We start from the raw sequence: 12,099 nt of genomic DNA, 5'->3' as shown, positions 1-12,099 counted from the left end.
TCAGACTCCGGAAAGATCATAGGGCCTGGCGAGCACAATCGCCCGGCCGCTGCGGAGCGAAAAGCAAACCTTGCCTTCCGCGACATTGGAAATGGTGCGCGACGAGCCGAAAGGCAGATGGAAATCGGCCAGCGGATAACGCGCATTGTCGATGCAAAGCCCGGTCAGCTCGCTGAACCCGAGCACGGAAAACAGGCTGGCCTTGGGAAGATGCAGCTCGATCGTTCCGGCAAGCAGCGGCACCGCCTCCTCCTTGCCCGAGGTCAGCAGCAGGTCGAAACCTTGTTCCGCCAGACTGACGGCCGACAGCAGATGCTGAAGCGCGTGGTCCGAGCGTTCGCCGCCAAGCGCACCGGCCAGGATCAGCCGCCGCGCACCCCGCGCGATTGCTTCCGACACGGCGATTTCGCCGTCCGTCGCCGCCTTTGCCGCGGGATAGGGCTGTTTCGGCACATCGGGAAAGGCGCCTTCGAGATCGGCCGGGGTCGAATCGAAATCGCCGACCCAGATCTCCGGCGTAATGCCAAGTGCCGCCGCATGCCGCATACCGCCATCGGCTGCGATGAAACGGCTGCCGCCGACGGCATGGCGCAGACGCTCCGTCAGGCTGAGTTCGCCGCCAAGGAGAATGGTAAAGGTGGATTGGCTCATGGGCATTGCCCTTAGCGCAAACGAGGGGTCGAGGGGAAGGGGCGCGGCTGGATCGGCCCCATTTGCCGTCTAGCGCCGCGCATCCAACAGGACGCGCCCGCGCTCATGTGAAAATGACGCTAGCCCGGCGTGTCCTTGTCGCGCGACTGGAAGACCGCCTCGTAGCCGCCGATGAAACGTTCGAACAATATGGCGAAGCGATCGACATCCTCCTCGGACCAGTCGGAGACGATCTCGGAGATGATCGCTAGTTTCTGCGCGACGATCTCGGCAAGCAGTTTCTGGCCGACCTCGGTCATGACGACGACAATCCGCCGGGCATCGGCCTGTGAAGCCTCGCGGCGCAGCACGTTACGCCCGACCATGTCGGCCACCACCCGGCTTGCCCGTGACGGATCGATGCGCAGCATCTCCGCGATCATGCCGACCGTGACTTCGCCGGCAGGCTGCGCCCTGCGCACAGCATCGAGCACATCGAGATGCGAAAGTTCGAGGCCCGGCGCGGCACTCTGGATCGCCAACCGGCCGATCAACCGCCGCCCGGTCATCAACCGCATGCGCCCCATGCTCCGGCCGATGCGTGGGACGTTTTTCTCATCCGGCGCAGCCGGTTCCGGGGAATTGGTTTTGGTCAGCACGTCATTCATAATCGGACCATATCAGAGCCGTTTCAGATTTTGAATATGCCGATGTCATTAATGTGCTATTGACAAATATATGCTGTCAGCACATAAAAGGCGGCCAACCCGGAACGACGCTCCCATGGACATGCAACTCGCGCCTCAGCCGCTCGTGACGGATCCTCGTCGCCGGCTTATCCTCTTCTTCTTCCTGATGACGGCCATGTTCATGGCGACGCTCGACAATCAGATCGTTTCGACGGCGCTGCCGACGATCGTCGGCGAATTCGGCCATCTCGAGCGTTTCGGCTGGATCGGCTCGGCCTATCTCCTGGCGCTCAGCGCCGTCATGCCGCTCTATGGCAAGCTCGGCGATCTCTTCGGCCGCAAATATGTGATGATGACGGCGATCATGATTTTCACCGTCGGCTCGGCGGTCTGCGGCCTCGCGGTCTCGATGAACACGCTAATCGCCGCCCGCGTGCTGCAGGGTCTCGGCGGCGGCGGCATCATGGTGTCGATCTTCGCGGTCAATGCCGATTTGTTCGAGCCGCGCGAGCGGGCGCGTTACCAGAGCTATTCCAGCCTCGTGCTGATGGCGTCCGGCGCGATCGGTCCGGTGCTCGGCGGCACGATGAGCGACCTTTTCGGCTGGCGTTCGATTTTCCTCGTCAACGTGCCGATCGGCCTGATCGCGCTCGCCGGACTTGCCATGATGTTACCCTATCGCAAGCCGCATCGCCGCCCGAGGATCGATTATGCCGGTGCGCTGCTGCTCGCCCTGACGACAACCAGTATCGTGCTTGCCACTGACAGCAGCGAACTGTTCGGCGCATTGGTCTCGCCGCAGAGTATCGCCATCGTCGCCTTCGGCGTCGTCTGCGCCGTCACTTGGGTATTCGTCGAACGCCGCGCGCCGGAGCCGATCGTGCCGCTGGAGCTCTTTCGTAATTCGACCTTCAACCTGCTCCTGGTGATCTCGATTATGGGCGGCGCCATCGCCATCGGCATGGTCAATTACCTCGCGCTCTTTCTCCAGACCACCACCGGCCTTTCGCCCTCTGCCGCCGGCCTTCTCTTCATCCTTCTGACGGGCGGCCTCGTCTGCGGATCGCTGTCCGCAGGCCGCATCATCTCAAAGACGGGGCGCTACAAGCCCTTCGCCATTGCAAGCCTGACCTGCAGCGCCATCGCCTTCGCACTGATGTCGCAGATCCATGCGGGAACGCCGATCGCTTTCATCGGCGCGATCATGATGCTGCATGGTATCGGCATCGGCCTTGCCCAGCAGGTTCCCGTCATCGGCGTGCAGAATGCAGCGCCCGCCCGCGACGTCGGCGCCGCCACCGGTTCGGTGACGCTGTCGCGCATGGGAGGTGCGTCGATCGCTATCTCCATCTATGGCGCCATCATCGCCTCTCAGCTTAACAAGGTCGGCGTGTCCATTCCCGGTGTCGCTGATATCGAGCAGCTGACGCCGAAGATGATGGCTTCCCTTCCCGAAGCAAGCCGCCAGTCTGTCGCCGACCTCTATGCCGCCGCCTTCTCGCCGCTCTTCCTGACGGCCTGCGCCTTTGCGGTGATCGGCCTTGTGGCCGCTCTCATGCTGAAGCCTGTGCAACTGCCCCGCGCCGGCGAGACGATAAGACCACAACCGACGACGGCCGAAGCCGCGGAATAACGAATCGGGGCGGATACCTCATCGGAAGGCGTTCTTCTGGGACAGGACCATCAAGGATTGTAATTTTCCCGGCTGACTGCCCCCATCAACTCGATTGCTTCAATCGGGCCGTTCTTTTTCCGCGCAGTCGACGAATCTCCGCTTTCTGACGGAACTTTCGCCATAATTTCATCCGAGCGAAGGGAGGCCTCAACGCCCGAGGCTTGCCAAAATGCAACGCCGCCACATTTAAGCAGAGTCTCGCTATGCAACCGATGCGTAAATCAGCTACAGCAAGGACTTGTATCGGCCGATTGTGCAGCGCGAGATCAGGGGTGGGCACCTGTTGAATTCCCCTTGCCACGGTCGGTGCCAATCTGCGGCGAACCGGCAAAATAGCGACATGATGCGGAGAACCAGACTGGAAAGCTTGACGACGTGGAAATCGCCCGCGCTTTCCAGTGATGCCATCATCTTCGCGCCCCGGCGCTTCGCGCGTCGCCTGATGCTGCTTTCGACCATCGCAATGGCGCTGAATGGCTGTCAAACGCTGATCGAGCAATCCTATCAGCCGAGCGTGTCGCCTTCTTCCAATCCGCAGATCGTCGACGAGGTGCAGAAGAACGACCCGCGCGCGGCAATGGGCGCCCGCGAACATCCGCGCATCGTCGCAAGCTACGGCGGCGAATACAAGGACGCCAAGACCGAGCGCCTCGTCGCCCGCATCGCCGGCGCGCTGACGGCGGTGTCGGAAAATCCGAGCCAGTCCTACCGCATCACCATCCTGAATTCACCGGCGATCAACGCCTTTGCGCTGCCGGGCGGCTATCTCTACGTCACCCGCGGCCTGCTCGCCCTTGCCAACGACGCCTCCGAGGTCGCCGCCGTGCTGTCGCACGAGATGGGCCATGTGACGGCGAACCACGGCATCGAGCGGCAGAAGCGCGAAGAGGCTGAGGTCATCGCCAGCCGCGTCGTCGCCGAGGTCCTTTCCAGCGATATCGCCGGCAAGCAGGCGCTAGCCCGCGGCAAACTGCGGCTCGCCGCCTTCTCCCGCCAGCAGGAATTGCAGGCCGATGTCATCGGCGTGCGCATGCTCGGCGAAGCCGGCTACGACCCCTATTCCGCTGCCCGCTTCCTCGATTCCATGGCGGCGTACAGCCGCTTCATGTCGGTCGATCCCGAAGCCGATCAAAGCCTCGACTTCCTGTCGAGCCATCCGAATTCCGCCCAGCGCATCGAGCTTGCCCGCACCCATGCGCGGGCCTTCGGCCAGGAAGGGTCGGTCGGCGACAAGGGCCGCGACTATTATCTCGACGGCATAGACGGCCTGCTCTACGGCGACAGCCCGGAGGAAGGCTATGTGCGCGGCCAGACCTTCCTGCATGGAGGCCTCGGCATCCGCTTTGACGTGCCACCGGATTTTCACATTGACAACAAGGTCGAAGCCGTGATGGCCACCGGCCCGAACGACATCGCTGTCCGCTTCGACGGCGTCGCCGACAATCAGAACCAGAGCCTCACCAACTATATCTCCAGCGGCTGGGTGACCGGCCTCGACCCGTCGACCATCCAGCCAGTCACCATCAACGGCATGGAAGCAGCCACAGCGCGTGCAAGCGCGGATCGCTGGGATTTCGACGTTACCGTGATCCGCAACAATTCGCAGATCTTCCGTTTCCTGACCGCCGTGCCGAAAGGCAGCGACGCCCTTGAGCCGACCGCCAATGTCCTGCGCGCAAGTTTCCGGCGCATGACGCCGGCGGAGGCAGCCTCGCTGAAGCCGCTGCGCATCCGTGTCGTCACCGTCCGACCGGGTGAAAACATCTCGACGCTCGCCGCCCGCATGATGGGCACCGATCGCAAACTCGATCTCTTCAAACTCATCAATGCCCTGCCCACGGGTGCAGCCGTTTCACCCGGCGATCGCGTCAAGATCATCGCCGAATAAAAAAACCCGGCTTACGCCGGGCGAGTCAGTGCTGCTGGAGGGGAACGAAGTTACGGCGCCGGGCGTCTTTCGACGCCCTCGGGACGCAGCAGAACTTTAAATCTAAGCATAGGCCGCCATGTGCGGATCGGCGTTGACCAGCGCGCTGCGGAGCTTCTCCATCGCCCGGCTTTCGATCTGCCGCACACGTTCCTTGGAAATACCGAGATCGGCGCCGAGTTCTTCGAGCGTGGCGCCGTCTTCCGCCAGACGCCGGGCGCTGATGATTTTCATCTCGCGTTCGTTGAGATGTTTCAGCGCCGAGGCGAGCCAGACGCGGCGGCGCTCGCCGTCGATCATGTTGGAAACCTGCTCATCCGGCAGGGGATCGTCGCTGACGAGGAAGTCCATCTTCTCTGCACTCTCGGCATCGCCGGAGACCGAAGGCGCCTGCAGCGAGGCGTCGTTGCCGGAAAGCCTGGCATCCATCGTCTGCACATCGGCGAGGCTGACGCCAAGCGCCGCGGCGATTTCCTGGTGAATGGATTGCAGCGTCAGCTGGGTGTCGCCCTTGGCGAGCTTGGCGCGCAGACGACGCAGATTGAAGAACAGCGCCTTCTGGGCCGAGCTCGTGCCGCCGCGCACGATCGACCAGTTGCGCAGGATATAATCCTGAATCGAAGCCCTGATCCACCAGCTTGCATAGGTCGAAAAACGCACATCGCGTTCCGGCTCGAAGCGGGCGGCCGCCTCGAGCAGGCCGACATAGCCCTCCTGCACAAGATCGCTCATTGGCAGGCCGAAATTGCGGAACTTGCCCGCCATCGATATGACGAGCCGCATATGGGCCATGGCGATCTGGTTGCGCGCGCCGCGGTCGTCGTGATCCTTCCAGCGGATGGCAAGATCGTGCTCTTCCTGACGGGCGAGGTAGGGGGCGGCCATCGCGATCTTGATCATGCGCCGGTCTGCAGACATGTTCTTCATTTCGATCTCCTGAAACAGGCCTCTCGCCCTAAATGAACAATAAAACGCACCTTCCGGAACATCGCGGTCCGGACTGAATGGGGGATCTGAATGCATAAAGGCCTCGCCCCTGGACTTTTCAGGGGGAGGCCCTATTTCTCATCATGGGCCGTTAAGACGGCCGGGCTGGACCTGTTTCTTCACCTTGCCGGATGGGCAATATTGAAAAGGCATGATCCGCTCCTCATCGAACATTGACGGAATAGCAGTTCGCCCGTCGAGGCACATTGCCCGGCGAGCAGTCCGCAATTACGTGTGTTAAACGCGGCAGCCGTGAAAAAGTTCCAATAAAAAACCCGGCTTGCGCCGGGTTTTTTGACAAAGAAAAACAGGGTCGCCTTAAGCGGCTTCGTCCTGCGAATCGTCTTCTTCGATCGCCTTGCCGCGCTTCGGACCCTTGTTGAGATTGGTCTCGACGAGGCGGACGGCTTCGGTTTCCGACATCTTGTTGACGGCGGCGATTTCGCGTGCCATGCGGTCGAGTGCAGCCTCATAAAGCTGGCGCTCGGAATAGGACTGTTCAGGTTGGTTTTCGGCACGATAGAGATCGCGCACGACTTCAGCGATGGAAATCAGGTCGCCGGAATTGATCTTGGCATCATATTCCTGGGCGCGGCGGGACCACATAGTGCGCTTGACGCGGGCCTTGCCCTGCACGACCTTCAATGCACGCTCGACGAAATCCGTTTCCGAAAGCTTGCGCATGCCGATGCTCATCGCCTTCGCGACCGGAACCTTCAGGCGCATCTTGTCCTTTTCGAAATCGATAACGAAAAGTTCGAGCTTCATGCCGGCAACTTCTTGCTCTTCAATAGCGGTGATGGTACCGACGCCGTGAGCGGGGTAGACGATCGATTCACCGGTCTTGAAGCCATGGCGTGCTGTGGAAGGCTTTTTCTGCTGAGTCGTCATTCTATTCAAAAACTCCCTGTTACGCTTCCGGCGGCGGCCGGAGCCGGGTCAGTCAGGCCCGGGTGAGACGGTAGAATCCGTCGGGTGACTTCACTCTGGTCCCATCGGGCAAAAGCAAAGAACTTCTTGCGCACGATCTTGGGACCCGGCGCTCAAAGCGTTGATATGTCACGGAAACCGCGTACGGATTTGGTTTTGCTTTCGTGATGGTTTTGGGCATGCGTCATGCCACAAATGGAACAGTAGACGAAACCTATCATAAAAATATGAGGAAATCAATAATTTGCTTCGCTTGAGTCATGCGGGCAACACATGTCACCCATATTCCTCACGCAGCTTTTAAAACGTTTTACCCCACAGCCGCCTCAATCCGGCGGCCTATTATGGCCGCCGTCTCAATCGCCGGAACCGGGTTTTTCCGAGAAATACTTCTCGAACTTTCCGGTCTCGCCATCCATCTCCTTGGCCTCCGGCAACGGCTCCTTCTTGACCGTGATATTCGGCCAGATGGTGGCATATTCGGTGTTGATCTTCAGCCATTTGTCGAGGCCCGGCTCGGTATCCGGCTTGATCGCCTCGGCGGGACATTCAGGTTCGCAGACGCCGCAATCGATGCATTCGTCGGGGTGGATGACGAGGAAATTCTCGCCCTCGTAGAAGCAGTCGACGGGGCAGACTTCCACGCAATCGGTGTATTTGCACTTGATGCAATTGTCGGTCACGACGTAGGTCATGAAGAACTCCAGGATTCCATGCTGATGGGGCCGGGCAACCTGGAACGTCGCGCCTATCCCCGTGCCGGAGGAAAAGCGTGGGCAGGCTTGGGAGGCAAGCACGCTTCCGGCAGGTTGTCAGTGACGTATCGGCTTTAACGCCGGATTTCAAGGATAAACGATCTGCAAAAGCCGCCACCGCGGGCAGAGTTTTCTAATCCTCGTCCGACATCAGCCTGTCGATTGCGCGTCGTTCCTTTTTGGTCGGCCGGCCGGTGCCGGTCGCCCGGATCGCCTGCTCGTAGGGGCTGAGGCGTTTTGCCTCATCCGGCGGCGGCGACAGGTCCTCGTAGAGCAGGCGGGCCTCCTCGTAAGGCCCCCGCCGCTCGCCGGCGAGTCGCATGACGAGAACGACGTCGCGCCGCTCCAGCGTCAGCTCGATACGGTCGCCCGGCTTGACCATCTGGCTCGGATGATTGCAGCGCTCGCCGTTGATACGCACATGGCCCGACTGGATATGGCTCTGCGCCAGCGAGCGCGACTTCACCATACGCGCGAAGAACAGCCACTTGTCGATGCGCTGGCGCGAACCGCTTGTCGGCTGTGTCTCCCCGCTCATGATTACTTCTTCATCTGCTCCTTGAGAGCCGCGAGCTTGGCGAAAGGCGAATCCGGATCGATCGGCTTCTCCTTGCGCGGCGGCTTGGCTTCGAAGCGCAGCGGCTGCGAACCGCCGCGGTTGTTGTTGCGATCGTTGCGGTCATTTCGCTCGCCGCGATCCTTGCGGTCCTGCCGGTCACCGCGTGGCTGGTCGCCCCGTGGCTGGTTGTTGCGGTCGCCTCTAGGCTGCTGCGGCCGGCCGCCATCGCGGTTGCCGCCGTCCTTGCCGCGGTTGTGACGATTATTGTCGCGGCCTTCGCCGCCGCGATTGCCATCGCCGCCTTCACCACCACCCGGCCGGCGATTGCGGTCGCCGCGTTCCTGGTTCTGGCCCCGCTCCTGGCCCTGGCCGCCACGGCGTTCGCCATGCCCGCCGCGCGCCTGGCGCTGATTGTCGTTGCGGCCGCCGAGACGCCACAGAAGAACCGGCTTCGGTTCCACCGGCTCGCCGGTTTCCTCGGAAGCGGACACCGCTTCCTCAGGCGCGGAAGCTTCATCAGGAGCAGATGTCTCGACCGCTTCATCAGGAGCCGCGGTTTTCACCGTTTCCGCCACCGGCGTGTCGACATCAGCAGAAGCTGCCTCGGCCACAGATGGCTCGGCGGCAGTTTCTTCCGTCGCGCCGTCGGCATCGTCGTGATCGGCCTTTTCAGCTGTATCGTCGGCAGGCGTTTCCGCGGCCGTTGCCGGCACTGAGGCCGCATCCTGCGTCGCAAGATGTGCCGATGCCTCTTCCGCCTTCACCGCATCGGCGCGATAGCCGAGACCCTTGAGGATTTCTTCCATGTCCTCGAGCGTCGCCCCGAGGATCGACAGCATCGCCGTCGTCGTCGTGAAGCGGCGGCCGTCATAGGCGCCCTCCGGCCGGTTGCTCTGACCGGGCTTCCACTGCAGCAGCGGCCGGATGATATCGGCAAGCCGCTCGAGGATGTCGATGCGCACGGCACGCTTGCCGAGGAAGCGGAAGCCGGCGAGCTTATAGAACATCCGCTCGAAACTTGGGTCGGTGACGACCGAGGTGCGGCCGGCGGCAAGCACCGGAATGAGATCGCCGTAGCCCGGCTTGTCCAAACCGTCGTTCTTCAGCGCCCAGAGCAGCGTGATGAGCTCGGCCGGCGCCGGCTTCAGAAGTGCCGGAACGAAAATATGGTAAGCGCCGAAACGCACGCCGTAGCGGCGCATCGAGGCGCGGGCCTCCTGATCGAGCGACTTGACCTCCTCGGTCACGTCACGGCGGAACAGCACGCCGAGGTTTTCGACGAGCTGGAACGCGAGCCCCTTTGCCAGACCCTGCAGGTCCTCGGCGCGCGACAGATCATCGAGCGGCTTCAGCACCGTGCTGATATGATGATTGACGAAGCGTTCGACACGGGCGGCGACATGATCGCGGGCATTGCCCGTCAACTGCTCGTCGGCCAGCAGAAGCACCCGCGGACGCATGATGTGATCGCTGCCCGAAAGCCGCGCCACCGGGTCGCCGATCCAACGGATCAGGCCATCCGAACCGATCGCCAGGTCACTGTTGCCAGCGGCATGGATTCGAGCCGCACGGGCCTCGAATTCGAGCGCGAGCGCTTTCTGCGACGCAGCCTGAACCGCCTTGGCATCCGGTCCGTCCGTTCCCGCCACCGGCGTGAAGCGGAATCCGCTCAATTGCCCTACATGATGTCCTTCAACGAAGACATCGCCATTCACACTGATTTCAGCTTCCAGCATCGCATTCTCTCTCAGGCGCTTCATGAGCACAGATGTCCTGCGATCAACAAAGCGTTTCGTCAACCTTTCATGTAACGCGTCGGACAATCGATCTTCGATTTCCCGCGTCTTTTCCTGCCAGTGTGTCGGATCGGCAAGCCAACCAGGCCGATTCGAAACATAGGTCCAGGTTCTTATCTGCGCGATTCGCGCCGAAAGCGTGTCAATTTCCCCATCTGTCCGATCGGAACGATGAACCTGTTCCGCGAGAAACTGCTCGTTCACCGTGCCATAGCGCACGAGATCGGAAAAGAGGGTCGAGATAAGATCGGCATGTTGTGCCGGGGTGATACGCCGATAGTCGGGAAGCGCGCAAGCCTCCCAGAGTTTTTCGACCCGGGCCGGCCTGTCGGCAAGGTTGATCACCTCGGGATAACGTGAAAGCTGTTCCAGCGCCTGCTGGTCGACCGCAGGCAGCGCCCGCGTCAACCCCGCTACGCGCGGTCCCGCCTCGAGGCTGGCGCGCAGCGCTTGGATCGAGGAGAAGTCCATCTCGGTGGTGCGCCACTGCAAAACCTTGACATTGTCGAATTCATGCCCTTCGATGCGCTGTACCAGCTCCTCGTCCAGGGGCGAAACCTGTCCGGTGACGCCGAAGGTACCGTCGCGAACGTGCCGCCCGGCGCGTCCGGCGATCTGGCCGAGTTCGCCCGGATTGAGATTGCGAAACTGGTAGCCGTCGAACTTCCGGTCCTGGGCGAAGGCGACGTGATCGACATCGAGGTTGAGGCCCATGCCGATCGCATCGGTCGCCACCAGATATTCGACATCGCCCGCCTGATAAAGCGCCACCTGCGCATTGCGGGTGCGCGGGCTGAGCGCGCCGAGCACGACAGCCGCGCCGCCGCGCTGCCGGCGGATGAGTTCGGCGATCGCATAGACCTCGTCGGCCGAGAAGGCGACGATGGCCGAGCGCTGCGGCAGCCGGGTGATCTTCTTCTGCCCGGCATAGAAAAGATGCGAAAGCCGCGGCCGCTCGACGATCGTGATGCCGGGCAGGAGCTGCTGCAGGATCGGCTGCATCGTTGCCGCGCCGAGCAGCAGCGTTTCCTCGCGGCCGCGAAGATGCAGGATGCGGTCGGTGAAGATATGGCCGCGCTCGAGATCGCCGGCGAGCTGCACCTCGTCGATTGCGACGAAGGCGGCCTTGGTCTCACGCGGCATCGCCTCGACGGTGCAGACCGAAAAGCGCGCATTGGGCGGCGAAATCTTTTCCTCGCCGGTGACCAGCGCCACATTCTGCGCGCCGACCTTCTCAACCACCCGCGTATAGACCTCACGCGCCAGCAGCCTGAGCGGCAGGCCGATCACGCCGGTCCCGTGAGCGACCATGCGCTCGATGGCATAATGGGTCTTACCGGTATTGGTCGGCCCAAGCACCGCGGTCACACCGCGCCCGCTCAGAATCATCGGCTGCGAAGTCAGAGTCATGGTCCATGCAAATGAGGCGGGCAGCCCCCAGGAAAACAGTGCTTCCGCGACGGAAGCCAGAGAACACATGGACAGCCGCCGCCGCAAACGCAAGGGCAGATTTTAAAATGCTGCCGGGATTACGACCTACGCGAGTCACGCGGACCGCCGGTATTTGCGATTCGGAACAGCGTGAGAACGAATCAGCGACGAATCGCTGACTCCCGATGATTCAGCTTTTGTTCACGGCTAAGTATTGATTTTGAATCACTTTTTCCCACTAGATGCTGAATCGTCTGACTCCCTCCGCTTGGCATTTTCGTCGCCGCAATCGGCGAATCCGGCCAGTGGCGAACAATCAAAAATTGCGCCTGAAATTAACCTCTCGACCAAAGCCGGAACGAATCGGCGACGAATCGCTGACCGCATCGTTTTCGCCTTTCGTTCACGGCCACATCTGGTGGCGAAACTCGGTCCATGCGCTATATGCGTATCGCCGATCGGCGTCCCCGTTCCGCCTTGTCCATCGGCATTAATCTTTCGGAAGCCGGATTCATATCCCGTTAAGCCGCGATGGTCGCCGGCGGCGCGCCGATCAAATACGGAACGAATCGCTGACGAATCGGCGACATCGGGACCTTCTCGCTTTGTTCACCGCAACATGTTGTATTTAAACGCCTTTTTAACCATGCTGGCAGGTTTTCGATAGGGCGGGGGTCCGAGCGCGTCACATTTCCTGGCTTAACCGGGAACAAAAATCGC

The 12,099-nt window shown here is 61.5% G+C and carries 9 protein-coding genes; 2 read left to right on the top strand and 7 right to left on the bottom strand.

Annotation, left to right across the window (positions count from 1 at the left end):
* Positions 1-657: a thiamine diphosphokinase gene (locus FHX03_RS22210; RefSeq protein ID WP_179867093.1), complete on the bottom strand. Its 657-nt coding sequence runs from the start codon at positions 655-657 to the stop codon at positions 1-3.
* A gap of 113 nt (positions 658-770) precedes the next feature.
* Entirely contained in the window at positions 771-1,298 is a 528-nt protein-coding gene (locus FHX03_RS22205) for a MarR family winged helix-turn-helix transcriptional regulator (protein WP_097625008.1), read from the bottom strand.
* A gap of 115 nt (positions 1,299-1,413) precedes the next feature.
* On the opposite strand from FHX03_RS22205, the gene FHX03_RS22200 reads away from it, so the two are divergent.
* On the top strand, positions 1,414-2,952 hold the full coding sequence (locus FHX03_RS22200) for an MDR family MFS transporter (protein ID WP_183778461.1): 1,539 nt from the start codon (positions 1,414-1,416) through the stop codon (positions 2,950-2,952).
* A gap of 382 nt (positions 2,953-3,334) precedes the next feature.
* Positions 3,335-4,882: a M48 family metalloprotease gene (locus FHX03_RS22195; RefSeq protein WP_183778462.1), complete on the top strand. Its 1,548-nt coding sequence runs from the start codon at positions 3,335-3,337 to the stop codon at positions 4,880-4,882.
* Between the two features lie 102 nt (positions 4,883-4,984).
* Here FHX03_RS22195 and FHX03_RS22190 read toward each other — a convergent pair whose 3' ends face one another.
* The 5 genes from FHX03_RS22190 to FHX03_RS22170 all read right to left on the bottom strand — a co-directional run bounded on the left by FHX03_RS22190 (position 4,985) and on the right by FHX03_RS22170 (position 11,358).
* Positions 4,985-5,848, bottom strand: a complete 864-nt coding sequence (locus FHX03_RS22190) for an RNA polymerase factor sigma-32 (protein WP_097625011.1) — start codon at positions 5,846-5,848, stop codon at positions 4,985-4,987.
* Between the two features lie 378 nt (positions 5,849-6,226).
* A complete protein-coding gene (locus tag FHX03_RS22185) occupies positions 6,227-6,799 on the bottom strand; it encodes a CarD family transcriptional regulator (protein WP_003543775.1) in 573 nt (190 codons plus the stop codon).
* Between the two features lie 395 nt (positions 6,800-7,194).
* Positions 7,195-7,533: a ferredoxin FdxA gene (gene fdxA / locus FHX03_RS22180; RefSeq protein WP_007632346.1), complete on the bottom strand. Its 339-nt coding sequence runs from the start codon at positions 7,531-7,533 to the stop codon at positions 7,195-7,197.
* A gap of 193 nt (positions 7,534-7,726) precedes the next feature.
* Positions 7,727-8,131 (bottom strand): RNA-binding S4 domain-containing protein, encoded by a 405-nt coding sequence (locus FHX03_RS22175; RefSeq protein ID WP_097625012.1) that lies wholly within the window; start codon positions 8,129-8,131, stop codon positions 7,727-7,729.
* Positions 8,132-8,133: 2 nt separating this feature from the next.
* Entirely contained in the window at positions 8,134-11,358 is a 3,225-nt protein-coding gene (locus FHX03_RS22170; RefSeq protein WP_183855474.1) for a helicase-related protein, read from the bottom strand.
* Positions 11,359-12,099 lie beyond the last annotated feature (741 nt).

It is taken from the genome of Rhizobium sp. BK456, from assembly GCF_014194045.1.
In the GTDB taxonomy this organism is placed as follows: Bacteria; Pseudomonadota; Alphaproteobacteria; order Rhizobiales; family Rhizobiaceae; genus Rhizobium; species Rhizobium redzepovicii.
The sequence above is the reverse complement of the archived record's forward strand: the minus strand, read 5'-3'. Positions and strand labels throughout refer to the sequence as shown.